The following is a 23,790-nucleotide window of genomic DNA, read 5'->3' as shown; positions in this document are numbered from 1 at the left end:
TGCCATTCTCCCACCGGAGGCTGGAGGAGCCGCAGCTAAACACGGCTGCTCAGCCGCAGGCTGAACCCGCAGGCAGTTACAGCCTCGGCTCGAACATCACCACGCTGGCCAGGTTCTCCCAGCCCAGGTATCTGTACAGTTCCAGTCCGTCGGCCGTGGCCACGAGCAGCCCGGCCTCGGCGTCGTGTTCCAGCGCCACCGCTGTCAGGGCCCGCATGACATAGGTTCCCAGCCCGCGGCGGCGGAACCGCGGTTCAGTGACGATGCGGTCGTAGACCGCCAGATCATTCACCACGGAGACACTGCCGCGGGCCGCCGGTTCACCGTCGGAAGTCACCATGACGATGCCCGTCTTGGCCCCGCGCACGGTTTCGGTTTCAAAGCCGTCGAGCGGAACCGGGTCCTCAATGTCCTGTCCGGCCATCTCCAGGGACATGAACACCTCATCCGCGGAGCGCACGCTCAGCCCGTGGACCAGGGCGGCGCCGTGGATCTCGTTGGTGCGGCTGGTAACAATGGTGAACAGGCGCTCCGGGCTCTTCCGGGCGGAGGACGCGAGTGCGGCGAACTCGTCATGGGAGGGCTCCAGCGCGAAATACTCCCAGTCATTGGTCCTGTCATGCAGGAACGCGGAGGGAAAGCGGCCCTCCCGCCGCGTCTGGTACCCGCGGGACTGCGCCCAGCCGGTGACCCAGGTCTCGAGCAAATCGTCGTTCAGCACTCTCATGAATGAACACTAACGGCGCAGGCAGGGGAAAGGTACGGGTGCTGATGAAATCCGGGGTCCTGCTGCGGTCTACCCTTGATGAGTGGCTTTGAATCGAATTGCTCTGTATTACGCCTTTACTCCCCTTCCGGATCCGGAGGCGGTGCGCCTGTGGCAGCGCGCCCTCTGTGAGAAACTCGGGCTCCGCGGGCGGATCCTGATCTCCCCCGACGGCATTAACGGAACCGTGGGCGGCCCCCTTGACGCCGTCAAGGCCTATGCCAAGGCCACCCGCGAATATCCGGCGTTCAAGAAGATGGACATCAAATACTCAGAGGGCGGAGCCGAGGACTTCCCCCGCCTGAGCATCAAGGTCCGCGAAGAAATTGTGAGTTTCGGCGCTCCCGGCGAGCTCAAAGTGGATCGGGACGGGGTGGTCGGCGGCGGCACCCACCTGCGCCCCGAGCAGCTGCATGAACTGGTCGAGGAGAAAAAAGCCGGCGGCGAGGACGTGGTCTTCTTCGACGGGCGCAACGCCTTTGAAGCGCAGATCGGCCGGTTCAAGGGCGCGGTGGTGCCGGATGTGGCCACCACCCATGACTTCATTGCGGAACTGGACTCCGGCAAGTACGACGACCTCAAGGACAAGCCGGTGGTGACCTACTGCACCGGCGGCATCCGCTGCGAAGTGCTCTCCTCGCTGATGGTCAACCGCGGTTTCAAGGAGGTTTACCAGATGCAGGGCGGCGTTGTCCGCTACGGCGAGACCTACGGCGACAAGGGCCTGTGGGAGGGATCCCTGTACGTGTTCGACAAGCGGATGCACACGGAGTTCACCGACGACGCCGTGACGATCGGCACCTGTGTCCGCTGCGAGGCGCCCACCAGCAAGTTCGAGAACTGCTCTAATCTCTCCTGCCGCAAGCTCACCCTGTACTGTGCCGAGTGCTCGGCGGATCCCGAAACGCTGCGCTGCCCGGACGGCTGCACCGAATAATCACGGTGTGCCGCCCGGCAGCGAACGGTCGCTAAACCGCGGCGGTTGCGGATGCGCGGGTTTCCCCGGAGGGTGCCGCGCCCCGGAGCGTGTAGACACCGCGGTCCAGGACCACGGTGTCTCCCACGCGGGTCTGGAAGACTGCGCCCGTGCCGGTCTTCCAGATACTCGTGGTCAGTTCGTCGCCCGGAATAACCGGGGCGGCGAAGCGGACGCTGAGTGAGCCGAAGGCATCGGCGTCGGATCCGGAAATGCCCTCCAGCAGGGCGCGGCCGGCGAATCCCATGGTGCACAGCCCGTGGAGGATCGGCTTCTCGAATCCGACCAGGGCCGCCATGGCCGGATCGGAGTGGAGCGGGTTGCGGTCCCCGTTCAGGCGGTACAGCAGCGCCTGGTCCGGCGTGGTTTTCTGTGTCTCCACCAGATCGGCGGACCGGTCCGGGACCTCCCACCCGTCCGCCGGCGCCGGCTCCGATCCGAAGCCTCCCTCGCCGCGGATGATCATGCTGGTAACGGAGGTTGCCGCCGTTTCGCCGGTCTCGGCATCGAGCAGTTCCGTGGTCAGCTCGATAACGGCGTTTTTGCCTTTGTCGTAGACCGCGCTCATGAAACTGCGCGGAATCACCGTCCCGGCGGGCGCCAGCGTCCGGTTCAGGGTGACGGACTGGCCGCCGTGCAGAATCTGGGAGAGCTTGAAGTCGCCGAGCGAGTCCATCGACCCGCCGGAACCGCCCAGCAGCACGGCAAAGGTGGGCAGCACGCTCTGGCTGATGCCGCGGGAGTTTTCCGTCGTGAAGGCCAGGTTCCCGGTCTGGTCCCGGGCTCCTGCACCCACACTTAGTGCGTACAGGAGTGCGTCCTTGGAATTCCAGGAAACAGGAGCCCCTTCGGAGACCTTTCCAATGTTCTGCGTGTGGATCGTCATGACGTTCCCTCTCATGAGACTTTCGGGAACAGGTCCCGGTGGATGATTCCCGCCGCAACTGTGGCCTGGATCGCTTGCGGCAATGCTATAACAGGGTTCTAGTTTCAGCCTGCGGCCGGGAGCACGTCCGCGGGGCGTACGCCGGTGCCGCGGCGTAAGTCCCGCTGCCCGGGCGTCTCCGGGACCCACCGGGCGGGGGAACGGCGCAGCATCATCGCCGCAGCCACGGACAGGGCCGCGAAGACGAACACGAAGAGGAAGGCTGCGCTGATTCCTTCCTGGGCCACGGCAGCAGTGGCAGGATCCGTGTGCCCGGCAAGGATATACGCGCCGATTGCGACGGCGGCGGACTGCCCGATGTTGCGGATCAGGGTGTTGGTCCCGGCGATTTCCGATGTGTGGCTTTCCGGGACCACCTCAATGAGCAGGTTCGGCAGCGCACCGTAGGCCAGTGAGATGCCGATGCCGTTGAAGATCATCGCGACCGCGAACAGCACAGCGCTTCCGTAGGTCAGCAGGATGATCGGTACCACCAAGGCCACCAGCGCCAGGCCGGCGATGAAGACAGTGCGGGCGCCGTACCGGAAGGCGAGCTTCCCGCCCAGGGGCGAGAAGATGTATCCCACCAGCAGGGTGCTGCTGATCAGGACTCCGGCCGCCGTCGGCGAGAAACCGAGTCCGTACCCCAGTGATGCCGGGGCCTGCATGATCATTTGCGCCGGAACGTTCCCTCCGCCCAGGGGGCCGACGGCGGCGAGCACCGTGGCGGTCATGGCCAGGGCGATCTGGCGGTTCTTGAACATCCGCAGGTTCACGATCGGTGACTCGACCCGCAGCTCCCACCAGGCCCACACGGCTGTGGCGGCAAGGCCTGCGGTGATCAGCCCGATGAACTGTGCCGAGGCGAAACCGGTCTTGGAGGCGCCGGAGAACGCCAGCAGAAGCGCGGACACCGCAACGGGCAGCAGGACAGCCCCGAGATAGTCGGGTTTTTCACGGTTGGGCAGCACGGTGTCGCGGGGGATCACCAGCTGGACGCAAACCGCGGCAAGAACCGACACGACCGCCGCGAAAATGAAGATTCCGTGCCAGGAGAAGGCATCAATCATGAAGCCGGCGATCAGCGCGCCGCCCGCACCGGCGATCAGGGCGGAGGCGCCGACCATGGAAATGCCGACGGGCACCCGCTTCTCGTCAAGGTGTTCGCGGGCCAGTCCGAAGGCCAGGCCCAGGACGGCGCCCGTCACGCCCTGAATGGCCCGGCCGAGGATGATCATGCCCAGGGAACCGCCGAGAAGGGACACGACCGAGCCGACGGCGGCAATGGCCAGGGCAATGACCATGACCCTGCGCCGTCCGTACAGGTCGCCGAACCGTCCGCCGAGGACGCCGGCGGAGGCCGACACCAGCAGGAAGGCGGTGACGACCCAGGCAACGGTGTTGGCATCCACCTGGAAATCCCGGATGAGGGTAGGCAGCGTCACGTACATCATGGACAGTTCAAAGGCCGACACAATCTCGGCCAGCACCAGAACCAGGACGATCGGAGCAAAACCCGGACGCTTAAGCTGCCGTGCTGAGGAGGACATCGGTGTCCCGCCTTTCGGTTTGGGGAGAAGAAAAGGCCGGCATGCACCGCGCACGGTGACGCGGTGCATGCCGGCGGCGGGGACTGAGCCGGGTGCGGCCTAGGCCGTCGCGGAGACCACGTCTTCCGGATTCGGGCCGGTAACCGTTCCCCGGCGAATGTCGCGCTCGCCAACCGTCTCGGGAACCCAGGGCTTGGGACGGCGGCTCAGCATCAGTCCCATGATCACGGAGAGCACTGCGAAGGCCAGGACCAGGAGCAGCGCGGCGCTGATGCCCTGCTGCGAGATGGCCTGGGTTGCCGGGTCAGTGTTCTTGGCGAGGATGAACGCGCCGATGGCGATCGCCGCGGACTGGCCGACGTTGCGGATCATGGTGTTGGTTCCGGCTGTTTCCGAGGTGTGGGTTTCCGGGACCACCTCAACGAGCAGGTTCGGCAGCGCACCGTAGGTGAGGGAAATCCCAACACCGTTCAGAGTCATCGCCACTACGTACATTGCCACGTTCCCGTAGGTGAGCAGGATGAGGGGAAGGACCAGGGCCATCAGCACGAGCCCTCCGATGAACACAATCCGCGCCCCGTAGCGGAAGGCAAGCTTTCCGCCCACCGGTGACAGAGCAAAGCCAACAAGAGCGGTCAGGCAGATGATGACGCCCGATTCAGTGGGCGTAAAGCCCAGCCCGTACCCCAGCGACTCGGGGGACTGCATGATCATCTGCGAGGGAACCGACACCCCGCCCAGGGGGCCGACGGCGGCGAACACCGTGGCGGTCATGGCCAGGGCAATCTGCCGGTTCTTGAACATCCGCAGGTTCACGATCGGTGATTCAACCCGCAGTTCCCACCACGCCCATACAGCGGCGGCAGCGAGGCCCAGGCCGGTCAGTCCCAGGAACTCCATCGACAGGAAGCCGGTCTTCGAGCTGTTGGAGAGCCCCAGCAGAAGGGCGCTGACCGCGATGGGCAGCAGAATGGCACCCAGGTAGTCGGGCTTGTCGGTGGTGGCCGCGTTGGTGTCCTTCGGAATAACCAGCTGGATGGCCACGGCGGCAATGACCGCCAGGACGGCAGCGAAGACGAAGATCCCGTGCCAGGAGAAGAGATCGATCATGAACCCGGCGATCATGGATCCGCCGGCACCGGCGATCAGGGCAGAGGCACCGACCATGGAGATGCCAACCGGCACCCGCTTTTCATCCAGGTGTTCGCGGGCCAGTCCGAAGGCCAGGCCCAGGACGGCGCCGGCAACACCCTGAATGGCGCGGCCGAAGATAATCATGCCCAGGGAGCCCCCGAGCAGCGAGATGAGCGAACCGACGGCTGCGATGGCCAGGACAATGACCATGACCTTTCGCCGGCCGTACATGTCGCCGAAGCGTCCGCCCAGCACGGCGGCTGAGGCGGAGACCAGCAGATAGGCGGTGACGACCCAGGCGACCGTGTTGGCGTCCACCTGGAAATCCGCGATCAGGGTCGGCAGCATGACGTACATCATGGACAGTTCGAAGGCCGAGATGATTTCGGCCAGAACCAAGACTATGACTACTGAGGCAAAGCCTGGGCGCTTGAGCGCCCGAGTGGTGGAGGACATCGGTGTCCTGCCTTTCCTATGAGGTCAACAGAATGCAGCGGCGCCGGCCGACAGGTATCGGGCGGCGGTGGAGCAGACGATCTTTAGAGAAAGGTGGTGCGTGGTGCGCAGCGGGGTTTGTGGTTAGCCGTTGCCGTAGGCGACGGACTTGGTCCAGAAGAACTCTTCGAGCCCTTCCAGTCCGCCTTCATTGCCGTTGCCGGAATGGCCGATGCCGCCGAAGGGGCGTTCGGCCACTGCGTTCATGGCACCGTTGACGGTGACCTCCCCGGTTTCCAGGGCCTCGGTGACGCGGATGGCGCGGCGAACATCGGCCGTCCAGATGTAGCCCGAGAGTCCGTAGTCGGTGCTGTTCGCCAGGGAGATTGCCTCGGCCTCGTCGCTGAAGCGGGTGATGGCCAGCACGGGGCCGAAAACTTCCTTCTGCGCCAGTTCGCTGGAGGGATCGACGTCGGCCAGGACGGTCGGGGGGTAGAAGAACCCGTCGGCCAGGTCGCCGGCAAGCCGCTGCCCGCCGGTCACCAGGCGCGCGCCCTCTTCCTGGGCCCGGGAAACCATCGACTGGATGCGGTCTATGGCCGCTTCGTTGATGACGGGCCCGCAGACGGTGCCGATGTCCTGCGGATTGCCGACGGGGAAGGACGCGGCGATCGCCCCGATGGTTTCGACAAACGCATCGTAGATCGAGTCCTGCACCAGCAGCCGGGTGGGAAGGGCGCAGGCCTGGCCGCTCATGATGCCGAAGGCCATGAACGTGGAGTTCATGGCTGCGGCTTCGAGGTCCGCGTCGTCGAAGATCAGATTGGCGGATTTGCCTCCCAGCTCCAGCAGTACCGGCTTGAAGGTCTGGGCGCAGGCAGCGGTGATCTTGCGGGCGGTGTCCGGTCCGCCGGTAAAGGTCACTTTCTTGACCAGCTTGTGCTCGACCAGAGCGGCGCCGGCCTCGGGGCCGCCGGGAATGACGTTGAACACGCCGTCGGGAATGCCGGCCTCGGTGACGAGGTCGGCAAACAGCATGGCGCTGAAGGGCGTCAGTTCGCTGGGCTTGACCACCACTGTGTTGCCTGCGGCCAGAGCCGCGGGAACCTTCATGGCCAGGGACATCAGCGGCGCGTTCCACGTGATGATCGCGCCGATGACTCCGTAGGGCTGGCGCAGCGTGTGCCCGAAGGACCCTCCCGCGCCAACCACCGAGGTGATCCGGCCCAGGGGGAGCTTGTCGGCCCAGCCGGCGTAGTAGCGGATCCATTCCGTGGCCGCGGTGACCGTGGGGTAGGCATTGGAACGGGCGATGCCGTTGTCTGCGATCGCCAGCTCCACGAAGTCCTCGGTGTGCTCCTCCACCAGCTGCGCCAGCTTGAGAAGGGCCTTGGAACGCACACCGGCAGGGGTGGCACGCCACACGGCGAAGGCCTGATGGGCGGCGTTGACGGCGTCGTCAACGTCCTGCACCCCGGCCAGCGGAACCTGGGCGCCGGGCTGCCCGGTGGCCGGGTTAACGTGCGTGTGGGCGCCGGCGCCGGCGGTGCGGGATTCCCCGCCGATGCGCAGGGTGACGGGCGGAAGAACAAAATCGGTGGTGGTTGTCATATTCACATCTCCGGTTCATAGCGCAGCATGGTTATTCCTGATTCGGGGTAATCGCAGAACACGGGCTTGACCCGCATGCCCACCTGAATCTCGTCGTGGGCAACGTTGACCAGTTCGGTGGAGAATTTGGGACCCTCGTCCCACTGCACGACGGCGAGCACCAGAGTGCCTTCGTTCGCAAAGTGCGGGGCCACGGGCCGGGTGGAGACGGTGTAGGTATACAGGGTTCCGGCGCCGGAAATCTCACGCCATTCCAGGTCGTCGGCGAGGGTTCCCGGGGCCAGCGGCCGCGGATAGAAGATGTACTCGCCCAGCGACGGTGAGAACTGGATGCGGATCCGGTGCTCGGCCAGTGCGTCCCAGAACGGCTTGGTCAGCGGGGTGGGGACCGGCATCGGCCGTTCCAGGACCGGAGGGGTGTAATCGGTGCTCATGGTGGTACTCCTATTCGCCTTCGAGAATCAGTGCCGTTTGTTCGCTCATGATGCCGCCGTTGCCCGTGACGAAAGCCCGGTTGCAGTCCGCGACCTGGGCCTCGCCGGCACGGCCCATAATCTGGCGCACGCCGTCGATGACGTGGTGCATACCGCCGGCGATTCCGGCCTGGCCGAAGGAAAGCTGCCCGCCGGCCGTGTTCATGGGGAAGTCTCCGCGGAAGGTCAGGTCGTGCTCGCTGACGAACTGCATGCCCTTGCCCTTTTCGGTGAACCCGGCGTCTTCCAGGCTCATGAGCACCGTGATGGAGTAGCAGTCATAGATTGAGACCATGTCCACCTCGCTGCGGTCGATGCCGGCCATGGTGAAGGCCTGGTCCGCGGCGTGGATCATCGGGGAATGCATCAGGTCCTTTGCATAGGTCGGGGTCTTGTAGGGGACCCTTTCGCCGAAGCCCTTGATCCAGACGGGGCGGTTTTTGGACTTGGCGGCCAACTCTGCGTTGCCGATGACAATGGCCGCCCCGCCCTGGCACGGCATCACAATTTCGAGCATGTGCAGCGGGTCGGCGACCATGGGGGAGGCAAGGACATCCTCGATGGTGATCGGCTTGCCGTGGAAGATGGCATCCGGGGTGGCGCAGGCGTTGGTGCGCTGGTCCACGGCGATCTTGGCCATGGCCCGCTCGTCGTACCCGAATTCGTAGCCGTAGCGTTTGGCGATCTGGCCGTACGGTCCGTTTTGCCCTAGGTTGCCGTAGGGAATCTCGAATTCCGCCTGGGGGGAGCCGTATGCGTTGGATGAGGCGCCGAAGTACATCTTGTCGTCCATCACGAAGGGGCGGCGGGCGTCCGTCGGCACGTCGTGGGTGCCGGGGAAGGTGACCAGCACGGCGTCGCACAGCCCGAGTTCCACGGCCGCGGCTGCCCGCCAGACGGCTGCGGCGGAACCTGCGCCGCCGAGGTCGACGATTTCCGCAAAGTTCGCGTTGATGCCCAGGTATTCGGTAATGGTGGAGGGCACGAACATGTCCGCTTCTCCGATCAGCGGGGTCACGATGCCGTTGACATCGGTAGCGTCCAGTCCGGCGTCGTCCAGCGCCGCCTTCGAAAGCCGGGCCCACTGCTCCAGGTTGAACGTCTTTTCACGGGCGAGCTTGCGCTCGGGCGGCAGTTCAAAGTAGCCGAGAATTGCGGCTTCTCCACGAAGTCCCATAGGTTTCTTCTCCTCATTGATGGTGCCGGGGCGGTGCGGATGCGTTGTGCAGGCCCGGCGGTTTTGCGGATGCTCAGGTGGTGGTCTGGTGGACGGGGTGCCGGACGGAACCGGGCGGATCCGGAAGGCGCAGGGACGAGATCCGGATGCCCAGCTCCGGAACAAACGGCCCCGCAACAAGTGCTTCCAGCAGTCCGGGGCACTCGGGTCCCAGCGCGGGTTCGCCGGCAGCCGCATACCCCAGGGCCCGGAGGCCGGAAACGCCGGGCGAATCAGCGCTCTCCTGCAGGATCAGGTCCGCGCCCTGCGGCCATCGAAAACCTGCGGCCGCCGGCTCGCCGCGGGGGAGGGCGGGCAGCGGGAATCCGGTGGCTCCCAGGACGCTGCGCAGCACCCGGCCCGCACGTTCCAGATCCCTAACCAGCCCGAAGACCACCGGCAGCCGGGCCCGGGGGACTTCGGTTTCCGGCCAGGGGCAGGGAATGGTGAACTCGTCGTTGTCAGCGGTGATCTGTTCCAGGGACTGCGGGGTGTGGACCATCTGCACCAGGAAACCGAGTCCGGTGTCCCGCGGATGCAGGAAGGCTTCCTGCCACAGCGGATGTTCGGTGTTCACGAGGATCGGGTTGACGCCCGCTGCCCGGGCGGCGGCCATGGCGGCGGAAATATCGTGCACCTTGAACGTGATGTGGTGCGGCGCCGCATTGCCGCCGTTGTCAGCGAGGAAACGCCTGATGAAGGACGCGGGGGAGCTGCCCGGTTCCAGCAATTCCAGCCGCATGTCCTCCGCCAGGGCAACCTGGCAGGGGCTGAAGGCCGGCAGGCTGAAACCGCTGGCGAAGCGTGCGCCGAGCTCCCTGTGCAGCAGCTCCCCGGCGGAACTCCAGGCGGGAACGGCAAACGCGACGTGGTCCAGCTCGTGGGCGCTCATGCGGCCGCCCGCAGGAAAACGGGGGCTAGTGCTCCCGGGCTTGCGTTTGGTCGAGCCGGAGTCCGATCATTGCCACAAACCGGTCCAGCACTCTCGCCGCTTCGGGCAGCGTCTTGTTGCCCGACAGCAGACGGCCGACCAGGTCCATCAGGACGGCCCACACCATGGCAGTGACATCCGCGGCTTCGTCCGGCGGCAGCGCCGAGAAATCGGAGCGAAACGGCTCCTCGAGCACCAGCACCAGCTGCTGCATGAGTTCGCGGACATCCGGATCCGAGGACGTCCGCAGGATGAGGATGGTCTGGTAGAAGTGCGGCTTTTTTTCGAAGGCTGCCAAGGCATTGCGCAGGCGCCGGGCAACCCGCTCGGTGGTTTCCAGGCCGTTCGCCCAGGACTGGTCCGCCGAGTAGAACGGCACGCTCCAGTCGTAGAGGACGTTCGCGTACAGATGTTCCTTGGAGGAAAAATACCGGTACAGGGTGCCCAGCGCGACGTTCGCCGTCGAGGCGACGTCGCGGATCTGGATAGATTCGAAGTCGGTTGAGCGCAGCAGCGTTTTTGCTGCATCCAGAATCCTCTGCCGGCGTTCCACCTGATAGGCAGGCAGCTCCGTGGTGTCGCGCGTCAGTTGCCCAACCATGAAGTGCCTCCTGCGTGGATATCCGGTGAAAACCCAAAGCTACCACCGCCTCCGGGCACCCCTGAGCCCTCTCCACCGCGCTACCGGTCCTTCCAGCGGATCAATGCGTCCAGCGCTTCGATCTGGTTCCCGGCAACCCTCAGCGGGTTGATTTCAAGCTCCTCGAGTTCGTCGCCGAGACCCTCGGCCACCTGGGCGATGGAAAAAATGACCGCTGCCAGTTCATCCAGGTCGGTGGGCTCGCCGCCGCGGAACCCGGTCAGCAGGTCAATCCCCATCAGGGACTCGAGCATCCGCCGGATTTCCGCCGGCCCCACCGGGAGCAGGCGGACCGCAGAATCCTTGAGCAGCTCCACCATGACGCCGCCGAAACCGACTGCGAGCACCAGCCCCCACCGCGGATCCCGGACGACGCCGACCAGCAGTTCCGTGCCGGCGGGGCGCATCGGTGAAACGGCGACGCCCTGGATCCGGGCCTCCGGGGCGTGCCTGGCCACCGAGTCGCGGATGAAGCGGTAGGCCTCGGCCACCGCATCGGCGTCCTGCAGCATCAGCCGGACGCCGCCTACCTCGGTTTTGTGGGCAATGTCCTCGGACGCAATTTTCAGCACCACCGGGTAGCCCAGCGACTCGGCGGCGGACACGGCCTCTTCGGCGGAAACAGCAACGGCAGCGGGAATGTACGGGATTCCGTGGCTGCGCAGGAACTCCCCGCTCTGCACCTCGGTCCATCGTTCCGCACCGTCCGGCCTGGCGATGGCGGGTGCCGCGGGCAGCTTGCCGTCGCCAGCAAGTTCGGCGGCGCGCTGTCCCCACCAGGCGCTGCGGGCAGCGGCCGGAATGCCCCGGTCAAACGAATCCGACGCGTGCGGGAAGCCGTGCTCAGCGGCGAAGGCCCGGCCGAATTCAGTGACCTCGGTCGGCAGGAAGCTCATCGCAATAACCGGTTTGGAGGAGGAGGTGAGCTGGCGCAGCATTTCATCCTGGGTTGCCCGGCTCATGTCCGCCATCGCCTGGGTGGCCGGCCAGGAGCCGTTGACCACGACGAAGTCATAGTTCGGGTCATCGATGAAGCACTGGGCGGCCTTGGTGAGGATGGTGGGATCGATCGACACGTAGCCGGTGGTGTCCATCGGGTTGTTGACCGTGGAGAAGACGGGCAGCCCGGCGTTATGCAGGCCCTGCACCGTGTCCGGGGACGGCGACGGCAGTTCCAGCCCGGCGGCGTCGGCCTTGTCAGCCACCAGGGCGCACATGGCGCCGGAGCCGGTGACAACGCCCATCCGGGGGCCGGGAAGGGTACCGTAGGCTTCAATCAGGCCCGCCGTGGCGACCAGGTCTTCGATGTTCTCGACCCGGATGACTCCGTACTGCCGGCAGGCGGCGTCGATGACTGTGTCGTCCCCTACCAGGGACCCGGTGTGCGCGGCCGCCACCCGGGCGGATGCTTCACTGCGTCCGGCCTTGAAAATGACGATCGGCTTGCCGGCGGCGCGGGCGCGGTCTGCGACGTCGAGGAACTGCGCCGGCTCCGAAATCTGTTCCAGATAGGCGGCAATGACCTTCGTGTTGGGATCATCCACCAGCACGCTCATGACATCAATCGCGGAGATCATGGCCTCGTTGCCGACAGTCACCGAAGTGGAGCAGCCCACGCCGCGGGAGGCCATGTACGGCAGCAGGTAGATGGCCAGGGCGCCGGACTGGCTCGCTATGCCCACACCGCCGCTGATCATGGGCATCTGCGTCATGTGGCTGAAGGCCGCAACTTTGGCATGGGAATTGATGAATCCGAGATTGTTCGGACCCAGGATCAGCTGGTCGGCTGCACGGGCGCGCTCGACGAGCCGGGCCTGCAGGGCAGCGCCTTCCGCTCCGGCCTCGCCCAGTCCGGCCGCCAGCAGGACCAGGTTGCGGATGCCCTTGACCCGGGCTTCCTCAAGAATCTCTTCGAGTGAGTTGGTGCCGGTCAGCACGATGGCCAGGTCCGGAGCTTCGGGCAGATCCGAGATCGACGGGAAGCTGGGCTGGCCGTGGCAGTCCTCGCCCCGGCGGTTCACCAGATAGAGCTTGCCGTCGAAGCCGCCGTCCACCAGGTTGCTGTAGGTGAAATGCGACCAGGTGGACCTGGTGTTGGCACCGACAATAACAATGGACTTCGGTTCGAGAAGTTCTTTCAGCCGGGCGGAATCGAGGATCCGGGTGCTGTCTGTTTCGCTCGTCAACGCTGTCATGCGAAACGCTCCTTTCGGTAAAGCATGGGTGTGGTTGCCCCGAAGCCGGGGCCGGCGCCGGAGAGGCGGTGCTTAGGTGCGGGGGAGGCCAAGAATGCGTTCGGCAATGACATTGAGCTGGATTTCAACCGTTCCGCCGCCGATCAGGACCTGAGGCACGGTGAGCTGCCCCGTGACGGCGTCGCCCGGGGCGGAGGCAAAGAGCGCGCCCGGTCCGGCCAGTGCGAGGACGCGGGAGGCGGCTTCGCGGGTGAGCCGGGCGTGGGCAACCTTGGCCAGCGAGGAACCGGCCCCCGGGTTCATGCCGTTGACCCGGCGCAGGGTCTCGCGCAGGTTCAGCGCCCCGATGGCGGAGCTGAGCGCGGCGACGTGCCCCAGCGAGGCAAAAGCTTCGCTTTCACTCCCGGTGTAGCTGCCCTGGCTGATCATGGTGCGCAGCGCTTCCTCGGTTCCCACCGACACTCCCGCGGAGATCTGGGTTCGCTCGTTCTGCAGCGTGGTGGCGGTGATGCGCCAGCCCTGGCCCGGTTCGCCCAGCAGATAGGCATCAGGCACAAAGACGGAGTCGAGGAAGACCTCGTTGAACTCGGCGTCGCCGGTTGACTGCTTCAGCGGACGGACCTCCACTCCGGTGCTGCGCATATCCACGAGGAAGTAGCTCAGTCCCTTGTGCTTGGGCACGTCCTTATCCGTCCGGGCCAGGCAGATGCCCCAGTCGGCCTCGTGCGCGCCGGAAGTCCACACTTTCTGCCCCTTCAGTTCCCAGCCGCCCTCAACCTTGACGGCCCGGGTAGCCAGGCCGGCCAGGTCGGAGCCGGCGCCGGGTTCGGAGAAGAGCTGGCACCAGATCAGTTCGCCGCGCAGCGTCGGCAGCGCGAACTGTTCCTTAACCTCGTCGCTGCCGTACGCCAGGATGGTGGGCATGGCCCACTCACCGATGACCGACGACGGCTGGGTCAGCCCGCGGCGGGCGTATTCCTGGGAGATGACCACCTGCTGGGCGGGAGTGGCGCCCAGCCCGTAGGGGGCGGGCCAGTGCGGGGCCGCAAGCCCTTCCCCGGCGAGGAAGGACCGCTGCGATCCGCGCGAATACCAGCGCCCGCCGTCGTGCTCGTTGGCCAGCGTTTGTGCAGTGTCCAGCAGCCGGCCGATGCGGGCCCGGAAAGCGGGATCTTCATCGGGCAACTCAATGTCAATGCGGCGGTCCAGCTCCAGGGCGGTTTGGCCCAGCCCGGCCAGGCGTGTGCTCACCGGCGCCACCTGGGCAGCGAGGGTCATGGCGCGGCGCCAGAACAGGTGGGCGTCGTGCTCCCAGGTGAAGCCAATCCCGCCGAAAATGGTGACGGCTTCGGTGACGGCTTCCACGGAGGGAACAATGGCTGCGGCGACGGCGGCTCCGGCAGCGAGCTTCTGCTGATCCCGGTCCTGGTCCAGGGATACAAGGGCCGACCAGGCTGCTGCGGTGGCGAGTTCGGCGCTGATGAGCAGGTTGGCGCATTTGTGCTTGATGGCCTGGAAGGATCCGATCGGTGCGCCGAACTGTTCGCGCATTTTGGCGTACTCGGTGGATGCTTCGACCGCCCAGCGCATGATGCCGGCGGCTTCAGCGGCGAGCAGAGCGGCCTGGAGGGTTTCGACGTGGACGGGGTCCAGGCCTTCGAGGATCGCATCTGAGCCCACCACAACGCCGGAAAGTTCGAGGATGCCGGCGTCGCGCGTGAGGTCGGTGCAGGCAGCTGCGGTGCGGGTGAGTCCGGCGCTCCCGGCGTCTACCAGCGCAAACAGCGTGGCGCCGTCGGCGGTGAATCCGATGACCAGGAGTTCGGCGGACAGCAGCGAGAGAACCTCGGCCCTGCCCTGCAGCACCCACCCGCCGCCGGCCGCCGGGGCGGCCTTAATGGTTCCGGCCGGAAGCACCAGTGCGCCGGGGGCTCCTTCCGCAAAGCCGGCCAGGCCGCGGGCACCGGCCTTGCAGTCTCCAGCTGCCGCAACGGCGGCGCCGGCAAGGACCGTTGACAGGTAAGGGCCCGGAACCAGGCGGCGGGCGAACTCTTCCACCACAATCGCGGTGTCGGCGACGGTACCGCCCTGCCCGCCGTGCTCTTCGCCGATGTGCAGCGCGTGCAGGCCGTTCTTCACGAGCTCGTCCCAGTACGGCGCCCGTCCGCCGGCGCCGTAGGCCGGCAGCTGCTCGCGCGTGGTCAAAGTGCTGGCGAAGCGCGAGGCAAAGTCGGATGCCGCGGCACACAGATCCGTGTGCTCTTCGGTGAGGGCTAGCGCCATGTAATGACTCCAATGTCATGGACGTTCGCGTCCGGGCCGGGGCCCGGTCGACGTCCGTCGGAAGAACATAAACTGAAGCTGGACTCTAGTTCACAAATGTGACGTAGGCAACAAGCGTCTGCTTGGCTGAGATTTCACGGGCTGCCCGGTGTACCGTTCCTCATCCGCGCTTCCCGTGTGCGCCGCCTCCGGGGCATGTAGCATTCGCGGCAGCACCGGACGCCGCCGTCCGGGCATACCGATCACAGGGGGCCAGCCATGACGCAGGAATATGCGGACATTACGGGAGAGACCAGCCGCAGCGGGAGTGCCGAAGCGGACGCCGCAGCCGACGTCATCGAGGACTGGGACCGCATCGTCGACGTCCTCGTGGTCGGCACCGGCGCCGCGGCCCTCACAGCGGCAATAGCGGCAGCCGAGGAGGAGCAGGACGTCCTCGTGGTGGAAAGCACCGACGTCTGGGGAGGCACCACGTCCGTCTCCGGCGGCGGGCTGTGGATGCCGAACAATCCGCTGATGGCCGCGGCCGGGGTGCCGGACAGCACCGAAAAGGCCCTCACCTACATGGAAACGGTGATCGCCGACGTCGGCCCGGTCTCCTCCCGCGAGCGCAAGCTGGCCTTCCTGAATGCCGTTCCCGACGTCGTCACTCTGCTCGCATCGCTGGGTGTCCGCTGGATGCGTTCCAAGGACTACCCGGATTACTACCCGGACAAGCCCGGCGGCATGATCGGCCGGTCGCTGGAGGTCAGGGCTTTCGACACGAAGGAACTGGGCACCTGGTTCAAATCCTCCCGGGCCGCCAAATCCGGCATTCCCGTACCCCTGGCGACCGACGACGTCTTCGAATTGTCCCGCGCCTGGTCCAGCCCGAGCGGATTCATCCGCGGCGCGCGCTTCGTCTTCCGCACCCTCGGCGGCCTTGTCCGCGGCAAGCGGCTGTACGGGCTGGGAGGCGCCCTTTCCTCCTCACTGATGCACATTGTGCGCCAGCAGCAGACTCCGGTCTGGCTGTCTTCGCCGCTGACGGACCTGATCCAGGACGACGACGGCGCGGTGGTGGGCGCCGTCGTCGTCCACCGCGGGCGCAGGGTGCGGATCCGGACCCGGAAGGGCGTGGTGCTGGGCGCCGGCGGGTTCGCCCGGAACGCTCAGTGGCGCAAGAAATACCACGGGCTGGACCAGGAATACTCCTCTGCCCCCGAAGGGGATCAGGGGGACGTGATTGACCTGGTGGCCCAGCGCGGCGGAGCGCTGGCCCTGATGGACGACGCCTGGTGGGGCCCGTCCACGGTGGCGCCAGGCGGCGGCGTCGCCTTCTCGCTGGCCGAACGCTCCATGCCGCATTCCCTGGTGGTTGATTCCTCCGGAGCCCGGTACCTGAACGAGTCCGAGTCCTACGTGGACTTCGGGCACCACATGCTCGAACGCAACCAAACGGTGCCGGCCACTCCGTCCTGGCTGGTGATGGAAGCCCGGCACCGCCGGCGCTACCTGTTCTCGGCGATCATGGTCGGACGTAAGAAGTGGGCGGCGGAAGGCCTGCTGGTGCAGGCGGACACCGTGGCCGAACTGGCCGAAAAGATGGGCGTCCCCGCGGCCGGCCTGGTGTCCACCGTGCAGAGGTTCAACGGCTTTGCCCGCACGGGCGTGGACGCGGACTTTGGCCGGGGCAACACCGCTTACGACAATTACTACGGAGATCCGGGGGTGAAGCCCAACCCCAACCTCGGCGCCCTGGAAAAGGGTCCGTTCACCGCGGTGCGGCTGTACCCCGGAGACCTGGGCACCAAGGGCGGACTGGTGACGGACCCGGACGCCCGGGTGCTGCGCGAGGACGGATCGGTCATCGAAGGCCTGTACGCTGCCGGCAACACCACGGCTTCGGTAATGGGCCGGACCTATCCCGGCGCCGGAGCCACCATCGCTCCGGCCGTGGTGTTCGGCTACCTGGGCGCACGGCATGCGGCGGGCCGGACTTCCGGATCAGGGGACCGGCAGGTGGTCTAGGACGGGTGCGCGCCGGGCAGCACCGGAACGGAGACCGCCGCCGCCAGCCATAAACTGGAACGGTGACTGATTTCGCCGGTGTTCCCGATGCACCCCAGAGTTCCGACCTTCCGCTGCTCGAGGCTCTTGCCGCGGACCTGGCGGACGCCCGCTACACCGTGGACGGCGTGGCCGACTTCCTGGGGGAGTCCGCCGCCGCCGCGCTCGGCCGCGACCAGCTCGTTCCGGCGCTCCTGCGCTGCCGGGAAGAGGCGCAGCAGGGCAGTCCGGCGCCGGTCCGCGTGATGATTCTGCTCTGGCTGGCCGGTGAGGACATGGACCGTGAACTGTTGGACACGGCCTTTCCCCGGACCCGCACCGAGGGACTGCTCGCGCTGGGGCTGCTTGAGTCCGCGGCTCCGGAAGAAGCCGCCGGAGATGCCCGTACCTCCGGACGATTCCGGGCAGCCGTTGACCTGCGGCCGTACGGCGTCACCGACGCTGAACCTTCCGGGGGCGGGAACGGCACCGAAGGCGCCCACGCCGCCGGCGCAAACGGCAACCTCTGGGTGGCCAGCGACCTCGGTGCCCACCAGCGCCCGGGAGTGCTGCGGCACGACCATGCGCTGGGCATCGGGCAGGCCTCGCTGAGCCTGGCCCAGCTGACCGTCCGCCGGGACGTGGACCGCGCGCTGGATCTGGGCACCGGCTGCGGGATCCAGGCATTCCATCTGCTCCGGCATGCCCGGCACGTTACGGCCACGGACATCTCCGAGCGGGCGCTCGCTTTCACCCGCTTTAATCTGCTGCTCAACGCCAAGGCGCTGGACCTGGATCCGCAGCAGCTGGAGGACCGCGTGTCGCTGCGCCTGGGCAGCCTGCTGGAGCCGGTCTCCGGTAAGCAGTTTGACCTGGTGGTGTCCAACCCGCCGTTTGTGATTACTCCCCGCGGCGCCGGGGATGACCCGGAAGACCGCTTTACCTACCGCGACGGCGGAATGGCCGGTGACGAGATTGTCGCCACGCTCGTACGGACCCTGCACCGGGTGCTGGTTCCCGGCGGCACGGCTCAGATGCTGGGCAACTGGGAGATTCAGGACAGTGATGTTGCCGACACTGCGGAGCCGGAAACCGGGAGCGGGGGGTCACCCCGGTGGTCCGCGCGCATCGAGTCGTGGCTGCCGCCGGAAACCGACGCCTGGGTTATCCAGCGGGAAGTTCTGGAACCGGCCGAGTACGCGGAAATGTGGCTGCGGGACGCGGCCGAAAACCGGGACCGCACCGAGTATCTGGCCTCCTACGCTGCGTACCTGGCGGATTTCGCGTCCCGGGACGTGGCCGCCGTCGGCTTCGGGTCCCTGTTCCTGCGCCGGCGCGCCGACCCCGCGTCCGCGCCGCTGCGCCGGTTCGAGGAGATTACCCACGCCCTGGAACAGCCCGTGGGACCGCACCTCGGCGCCGCCGTCGAGCGCTTTGACTGGCTCGCGGCGCGTCCCTCGCTGCTCGAAGAACACCTGGAAGCGGCCGACGACGTCACGGAGGAGCGCCACGCCCGCCCCGGCGCGGAGCACCCGGGGGTGATTCTGCTGCGCCAGGGCGCGGGCCTGCGGCGGACCAACCTGATGAGCACCGAGCTGACCGGCTTTGTGTCCGCCAGCGACGGTGAACTGTCAGTGGGGCAGATCATCGGCGCCCTCGCGGCCCTGCTCGGGCGCCCGGACCCCGACTTTTCCCGCGGCCTGGAAGCCGAGGTCCGCAACCTGGTGCTGGACGGATTCCTGGTCCCCGCATCCCGCTAGGGCCGTCCGCTGTTTTGGGAGGGGAGTCAGCAACTCCCATTCAATGCAGTTACCCTAGTGCTGGGGCATCCCGCATACTGTCTGAGGATGAACCGGGCCTGGCACCAGAGCCCGGCCGCGGCCCCTAACCCTTTGAACCACCTTCGTTACGTAGGAGAACAGTGCCAGTTAAGGCGACGGACAAGAAGACCGGCAAGAAGTTAGTCATTGTCGAGTCTCCCGCCAAGGGCAAGACCATTGCCGCGTATTTGGGCGAGGGCTTCGAGGTGACGGCCTCCATGGGTCACATCCGCGACCTTCCGCAGCCGTCGGACCTGCCGGCCGAGCTGAAGAAGACTGCCGTCGGCAAGTTCGCCGTGGACCTCGACAACGACTTCGAGCCGTACTACGTCGTGTCCTCGGACAAGAAGAAGAAGGTAGCCGAGCTCAAGGCTGCCCTCAAGGACGCCGACGAACTCTACCTCGCAACTGACGGTGACCGCGAAGGTGAAGCCATCGCCTGGCACCTGCTCCAGGTGCTCAAGCCCAAGGTTCCGGTGCACCGCCTGACCTTCCCCGAAATCACCAAGGAAGCCATCCAGCGCGCCCTGCTGGAAATGCGCGACGTCGACGTCGCCATGGTGGATGCGCAGGAAACCCGCCGCATCCTGGACCGCCTGTACGGCTACGAGATCTCCCCGGTGCTGTGGCGCAAGGTTGCCCGCGGCCTGTCTGCCGGCCGCGTGCAGTCCGTCGCCACCCGGTTGGTGGTTGAGCGCGAACGCGAGCGCATGGCCTTCCGCCCCGCCTCCTACTGGGACCTGCTGGGCACCTTCGCCACCGGTGCTGCCGAGTCCTTCAAGGCCAAGCTGGTCTCCGTGGACGGTGCCCGCGTTGCCACCGGCAAGGACTTCAGCGACCTGGGCCAGCTCAAGTCCAAGTCCGTGGCCCATCTGGATGAAGCGGCAGCCACCTCGCTCGCCGCGAACCTGGAATCGGCGTCGTTCTCCGTCCGCTCGGTGGACACCAAGCCGTACACCCGCCGCCCGGCCGCGCCGTTCACCACCTCCACCCTTCAGCAGGAAGCCGGCCGCAAGCTGCGCTACTCCTCGAAGGTGACCATGCAGGTGGCGCAGCGGCTGTATGAAAACGGCTACATCACCTATATGCGTACCGACTCCCCGGCGCTGTCGGACCAGGCGATCAATGCCGCCCGCCGGCAGGCCTCGGAACTGTACGGGCCGGAATACGTGCCCGAAGCGCGCCGCGTGTACAAGGGCAAGTCCAAGAATGCGCAGGAAGCCCACGAGGCCATCCGCCCCGCCGGTGACTCCTTCCGCACCCCGGCACAGGTTGCCTCCTCGCTGCGCGGAGACGAATTCAAGCTCTACGAACTGATCTGGAAGCGCACTGTCGCCTCGCAAATGGCCGATGCGAAGGGCTCGACGGCGTCCGTCCGCCTGGGTGCGGTGGCCTCCGACGGCCGCGACGCCGAGTTCTCGGCCTCCGGCACCGTCATCACGTTCCGCGGCTTCATGGCCGCCTACGAAGAAGGCCGCGACGCCGCCCGCGACGACGACGCCGAAGGCACCGAGGGTGCACGGCTGCCCGTTTTGAAGGCCGACGACACGCTCACGGCCGCTGAACTGAACGCCGTCGGGCACGAGACCTCCCCGCCGCCGCGCTACACCGAAGCCTCGCTGGTGAAGGTGCTCGAAGAGCTCGGCATCGGCCGGCCGTCCACGTACGCCGCGACCATCTCCACCATCATGGACCGCGGGTATGTCACCAACCGCGGCCAGGCCCTGGTGCCGAGCTGGATTGCGTTCTCCGTGGTGCGGCTGCTGGAAGAGCACTTCACGAACTACGTGGACTACGACTTCACCGCCGAGCTTGAAGAGGACCTGGACCGTATTGCCCGCGGCGAAGCCGGCCGCGTGGAATGGCTGAACCAGTTCTACTACGGCGACCGCGTGGACACCGGGCTGCACACGATCGTGAACGACCTCGGCGAAATCGACGCCAAGGCGATCAACTCGATCGAGATTGCCCCGGGCATCACGCTGCGCGTGGGCAAGTTCGGCCCGTACCTGGAGCGCCCGCTGCCGGCGGATGCTCCGGAGGGGACCGAACCCGAGCGCGCCAACGTTCCGGAGGACCTGGCACCCGATGAGCTGACCGCCGAAAAGGCGATCGAGCTGATGGAAACTGCCGGGCCGGAAGAGCGCGTGCTGGGCGAGGATCCGGAAACCGGACGCACCATCGTGGCCCGCAACGGCCGCTACGGTCCGTACGTGATCGAACTGATCCCGGAGCCCACCGAAGAGGAACTGGCCAACCAGCCGGTGGAGTACTACAAGAACGGCAAGCCCAAGCCCCCGAAGAAGCCGGTCAAGCAGAAGCCGCGCACCGGTTCGCTCTTCAAGTCCATGAGCGTGGAGACCGTCACGCTCGAGGAAGCACTGAAGCTGATGAAGCTCCCGCGCGTCCTGGGCACCGACGCCGAGGGCAACGAGATCACCGTGCAGAACGGGCGCTTCGGACCGTACCTGAAGAAGGGGACGGACTCGCGGTCCATCGGCTCGGAAGAGGAAATCTTCACGATCACGCTGGAACAGGCACTGGAGATCTACTCCCAGCCCAAGCAGCGCGGCGGCCGGCAGGCTGCGGCTCCGCTGGCCGAGTTCGGCACCGACCCGGTTTCCGAAAAGCCCATTGTCGTCAAGGACGGCCGGTTCGGTCCGTACATCACCGACGGCATCACGAACATCACGGTGCCGCGGTCCACGGCCATTGAAGAGCTGACCCGCGAACAGGCCATTGACCTGCTGGCGGAGAAGCGCGAAAAGGGCCCGGCCAAGAAGCCTGCCGCCCGCAAGCCCGCTGCGCGCAAGCGCGCACCGGCGAAGAAGTAGGGCGCCGCCTGGCCCCGGCCATGCCCGTGTCCGCCGGGAGCGGCCTTCCGTGTACGGAAGCCCGGTCCCGGCGCGGGATAATGGTGTCATGCGTTTAGGCGTCCTCGACATCGGGTCCAACACCGTCCACCTCCTGCTGGTGGACGCCCATCCGGGTGCCCGGCCGGTGCCGTTTGCCTCGCACAAGCGGCCGTTGTCGCTGATCGCGTATTTGGACGATGACGGCGCCATCACCGAAGCGGGGCAGCGCGAGCTGACCGGGTTCGTCGCCGAGGCTGGCGAATTCGCCCGGCGCCACCGTGCCCAGGACCTCCTGGCCTTCTGCACGTCCGCCATTCGCGAGGCGGCCAACGGTGAGGCCGTCCTCGCCCGGGTGGAGGCCGAGACGACGGTCCGGCTGAAGGAACTCAGCGGCACCGATGAGGCGTCGCTGACGTTCCTCGCCGTCCGCCGCTGGTACGGCTGGGGAGCAGGCACCCTGCTGGACCTGGACATTGGCGGCGGATCGTTCGAGATGGCGCAGGGCGCCGACGAGCTTCCGGAAACCGCCCTGTCCCTGCCGCTGGGCGCCGGCCGGCTGACGCGGGACTGGCTTGCCGGTGATCCGCCCACGGCCAAGAGCATCAAGAAACTGCGCAAGCACATCCGGGCCTCGGTCGAGGAAGCTGCAGCGGAATTCGCAGCCTGCGGCAAACCGAACCTCGCCGTGGGGACGTCCAAGACCTTCCGGTCGCTGGCCCGCATAGCCGGCGCCGCGCCGTCGGCCGCCGGACCCTACGTCCGCCGCCAGCTGCTGCGCACCGATCTGGGATTGTGGACCAAGCGCCTGGAAACCATGAGCATCGACGACCGCAGCAACCTCGGCGGGGTGTCGCCGATCCGGGCTTCGCAGGTGTTGGCCGGAGCCATGACGGCGTACGCCGCTATGGAGGCCTTCGACCTGCCCGTGCTCGAAATCTGTCCCTGGGCGCTGCGCGAGGGCCTGCTCCTCCAGCGTTTTGACACCCTGCGCTTTGAATCCGAGGGCCCGCTCCCGGACAGCCCGCCGGCGGAAGCTCCGCTTGAGCCGGCGATGGCAACCGTTCCCGGCACCTTCTACGAAAGTCCAGCTGAATGACCATTCCATCCAAGATCTCCCGGGCGGAGGACAACAGCACACCGTTCATACCGGTGGCCCTGTCCAGCGCCTCCGTTTATCCGCTGAGCGTGCACGACACCTTCGCCGTCGCCCACGACCTGGGGTACGACGGCGTCGAGGTCATGGTCACGGGCAGCAACGACAGCCAGAACCCGCAGACCCTGAACGCGCTCAGCGAGCGGTACTCGCAGCCGATCATGGCCATCCACGCACCAACCCTGCTGCTGACCCAGCAGGTGTGGGGCAAGGCCTGGACCAAGATTGAGCTCTCCGCCGCCATGGCCGCGGAGGTGGGCGCCAAAACCGTGGTGGCGCATCCGCCGTTCCGCTGGCAGTCAGGGTACGCCGAGAACTTCGCCGACGGCGTCCGGCACATTTCCGAACAGTACGGGGTGACTATCGCCGTGGAGAACATGTACCCGTGGCGGGTCCGCGGACGGGAAGCGAAGGCCTACCTGCCGCACTGGAATCCGGTGACGGAACCCTACGAGCACGTCACCTGGGACTTCTCGCACGCGGCCATCGCCGGCATGGACTCCTACGAGGAACTGCGCAAGCTCGGCAGCCGCCTGCACCATGTGCACCTGACGGACGGCACGCCCAACGGGCGTGACGAGCACATGCTGCCCGGTGAAGGGACCCAGCGCTGCGCCGAAGCGATGCAGTACCTGGCCGAGTCGGGATATACGGGCGTGGTGGCGATCGAAGTGAGCACCCGCAAGGTCAAGGGCGCCGGAGAACGGGAGGACCAGCTGAAGCAGACGCTGGACTTCGCCCGCATGAATCTGGGCCAGATCTCCGAGTAGAGGCGCACCCCGGTCCGCTGCCCTGGGCC

Annotated in this window: 17 protein-coding genes; 6 read left to right on the top strand and 11 right to left on the bottom strand. The window is 66.6% G+C overall.

The annotated features are described in order from the left end of the window. Positions 1-76: 76 nt before the first annotated feature. A complete protein-coding gene (locus tag M1D40_RS15925; protein WP_461169456.1) occupies positions 77-727 on the bottom strand; it encodes a GNAT family N-acetyltransferase in 651 nt (216 codons plus the stop codon). A gap of 82 nt (positions 728-809) precedes the next feature. On the opposite strand from M1D40_RS15925, the gene trhO reads away from it, so the two are divergent. Continuing rightward, entirely contained in the window at positions 810-1,703 is an 894-nt protein-coding gene (trhO, locus tag M1D40_RS15920; protein WP_461169455.1) for an oxygen-dependent tRNA uridine(34) hydroxylase TrhO, read from the top strand. 31 nt (positions 1,704-1,734) lie between these two features. On the opposite strand, the gene M1D40_RS15915 is transcribed toward trhO, so the two are convergent. From M1D40_RS15915 to M1D40_RS15870, 10 genes are all read right to left on the bottom strand, one after another. Then, the gene (locus M1D40_RS15915) at positions 1,735-2,628 is read right to left on the bottom strand and encodes a MaoC/PaaZ C-terminal domain-containing protein (RefSeq protein ID WP_461169454.1); all 894 of its coding nucleotides are present in this window, start codon (positions 2,626-2,628) and stop codon (positions 1,735-1,737) included. Between the two features lie 104 nt (positions 2,629-2,732). Next, the gene (locus M1D40_RS15910; RefSeq protein ID WP_461169453.1) at positions 2,733-4,217 is read right to left on the bottom strand and encodes an MFS transporter; all 1,485 of its coding nucleotides are present in this window, start codon (positions 4,215-4,217) and stop codon (positions 2,733-2,735) included. Between the two features lie 99 nt (positions 4,218-4,316). Next, positions 4,317-5,807: an MFS transporter gene (locus M1D40_RS15905; protein WP_341395230.1), complete on the bottom strand. Its 1,491-nt coding sequence runs from the start codon at positions 5,805-5,807 to the stop codon at positions 4,317-4,319. A 123-nt stretch (positions 5,808-5,930) separates the two neighbouring features. Then, a complete protein-coding gene (locus M1D40_RS15900; RefSeq protein WP_341395231.1) occupies positions 5,931-7,397 on the bottom strand; it encodes an aldehyde dehydrogenase family protein in 1,467 nt (488 codons plus the stop codon). A 2-nt stretch (positions 7,398-7,399) separates the two neighbouring features. Next, the gene (locus M1D40_RS15895) at positions 7,400-7,831 is read right to left on the bottom strand and encodes a Zn-ribbon domain-containing OB-fold protein (RefSeq protein WP_341395232.1); all 432 of its coding nucleotides are present in this window, start codon (positions 7,829-7,831) and stop codon (positions 7,400-7,402) included. 10 nt (positions 7,832-7,841) lie between these two features. Beyond that, a complete protein-coding gene (locus M1D40_RS15890) occupies positions 7,842-9,047 on the bottom strand; it encodes a thiolase family protein (RefSeq protein ID WP_341395233.1) in 1,206 nt (401 codons plus the stop codon). A gap of 73 nt (positions 9,048-9,120) precedes the next feature. Continuing rightward, the gene (locus tag M1D40_RS15885) at positions 9,121-9,978 is read right to left on the bottom strand and encodes a VOC family protein (protein WP_461169452.1); all 858 of its coding nucleotides are present in this window, start codon (positions 9,976-9,978) and stop codon (positions 9,121-9,123) included. A 25-nt stretch (positions 9,979-10,003) separates the two neighbouring features. Further along, positions 10,004-10,618 carry a TetR/AcrR family transcriptional regulator gene (locus M1D40_RS15880; RefSeq protein ID WP_461169451.1) on the bottom strand — a complete coding sequence of 205 codons (615 nt, stop codon included), beginning with the start codon at positions 10,616-10,618 and terminating at the stop codon, positions 10,004-10,006. A gap of 80 nt (positions 10,619-10,698) precedes the next feature. After that, positions 10,699-12,852 carry an acetate--CoA ligase family protein gene (locus M1D40_RS15875; RefSeq protein ID WP_461169450.1) on the bottom strand — a complete coding sequence of 718 codons (2,154 nt, stop codon included), beginning with the start codon at positions 12,850-12,852 and terminating at the stop codon, positions 10,699-10,701. A gap of 72 nt (positions 12,853-12,924) precedes the next feature. Beyond that, a complete protein-coding gene (locus M1D40_RS15870) occupies positions 12,925-15,135 on the bottom strand; it encodes an acyl-CoA dehydrogenase (RefSeq protein ID WP_461169449.1) in 2,211 nt (736 codons plus the stop codon). A gap of 258 nt (positions 15,136-15,393) precedes the next feature. Here M1D40_RS15870 and M1D40_RS15865 point away from each other — a divergent pair, with 258 nt between their 5' ends. From M1D40_RS15865 to M1D40_RS15845, 5 genes are all read left to right on the top strand, one after another. After that, complete coding sequence (locus tag M1D40_RS15865) at positions 15,394-17,145, top strand: FAD-binding protein (RefSeq protein ID WP_341395238.1); 1,752 nt, start codon at positions 15,394-15,396, stop codon at positions 17,143-17,145. Positions 17,146-17,207: 62 nt separating this feature from the next. Beyond that, the gene (locus M1D40_RS15860; protein ID WP_461169448.1) at positions 17,208-18,923 is read left to right on the top strand and encodes a DUF7059 domain-containing protein; all 1,716 of its coding nucleotides are present in this window, start codon (positions 17,208-17,210) and stop codon (positions 18,921-18,923) included. Positions 18,924-19,084: 161 nt separating this feature from the next. Then, positions 19,085-21,817, top strand: a complete 2,733-nt coding sequence (gene topA, locus M1D40_RS15855) for a type I DNA topoisomerase (protein WP_461169447.1) — start codon at positions 19,085-19,087, stop codon at positions 21,815-21,817. An 88-nt stretch (positions 21,818-21,905) separates the two neighbouring features. Then, positions 21,906-22,934 carry a Ppx/GppA phosphatase family protein gene (locus M1D40_RS15850; RefSeq protein ID WP_341395241.1) on the top strand — a complete coding sequence of 343 codons (1,029 nt, stop codon included), beginning with the start codon at positions 21,906-21,908 and terminating at the stop codon, positions 22,932-22,934. Then, entirely contained in the window at positions 22,931-23,761 is an 831-nt protein-coding gene (locus M1D40_RS15845; protein WP_341395242.1) for a sugar phosphate isomerase/epimerase family protein, read from the top strand. Before M1D40_RS15850 ends, M1D40_RS15845 begins: the two co-directional genes overlap by 4 nt. The last annotated feature ends 29 nt before the right edge of the window (positions 23,762-23,790 follow it).

The organism is Arthrobacter sp. Z1-15, from assembly GCF_054792395.1.
Note: the sequence above shows the minus strand (reverse complement) of the source record. Positions and strands in the feature narration are given on the sequence as shown.

Bases quoted from the DNA above. Each gene is read 5' to 3' on its own strand.
- M1D40_RS15925 (WP_461169456.1), bottom strand. From the start codon at position 727: ATGAGAGTGCTGAACGACGATTTGCTCGAGACCTGGGTCACCGGCTGG.
- M1D40_RS15915 (WP_461169454.1), bottom strand. From the start codon at position 2,628: ATGACGATCCACACGCAGAACATTGGAAAGGTCTCCGAAGGGGCTCCT.
- M1D40_RS15910 (WP_461169453.1), bottom strand. From the start codon at position 4,217: ATGTCCTCCTCAGCACGGCAGCTTAAGCGTCCGGGTTTTGCTCCGATC.
- M1D40_RS15905 (WP_341395230.1), bottom strand. From the start codon at position 5,807: ATGTCCTCCACCACTCGGGCGCTCAAGCGCCCAGGCTTTGCCTCAGTA.
- M1D40_RS15900 (WP_341395231.1), bottom strand. From the start codon at position 7,397: ATGACAACCACCACCGATTTTGTTCTTCCGCCCGTCACCCTGCGCATC.
- M1D40_RS15895 (WP_341395232.1), bottom strand. From the start codon at position 7,831: ATGAGCACCGATTACACCCCTCCGGTCCTGGAACGGCCGATGCCGGTC.
- M1D40_RS15890 (WP_341395233.1), bottom strand. From the start codon at position 9,047: ATGGGACTTCGTGGAGAAGCCGCAATTCTCGGCTACTTTGAACTGCCG.
- M1D40_RS15885 (WP_461169452.1), bottom strand. From the start codon at position 9,978: ATGAGCGCCCACGAGCTGGACCACGTCGCGTTTGCCGTTCCCGCCTGG.
- M1D40_RS15880 (WP_461169451.1), bottom strand. From the start codon at position 10,618: ATGGTTGGGCAACTGACGCGCGACACCACGGAGCTGCCTGCCTATCAG.
- M1D40_RS15875 (WP_461169450.1), bottom strand. From the start codon at position 12,852: ATGACAGCGTTGACGAGCGAAACAGACAGCACCCGGATCCTCGATTCC.
- M1D40_RS15870 (WP_461169449.1), bottom strand. From the start codon at position 15,135: ATGGCGCTAGCCCTCACCGAAGAGCACACGGATCTGTGTGCCGCGGCA.
- M1D40_RS15865 (WP_341395238.1), top strand. From the start codon at position 15,394: ATGACGCAGGAATATGCGGACATTACGGGAGAGACCAGCCGCAGCGGG.
- M1D40_RS15850 (WP_341395241.1), top strand. From the start codon at position 21,906: ATGCGTTTAGGCGTCCTCGACATCGGGTCCAACACCGTCCACCTCCTG.
- M1D40_RS15845 (WP_341395242.1), top strand. From the start codon at position 22,931: ATGACCATTCCATCCAAGATCTCCCGGGCGGAGGACAACAGCACACCG.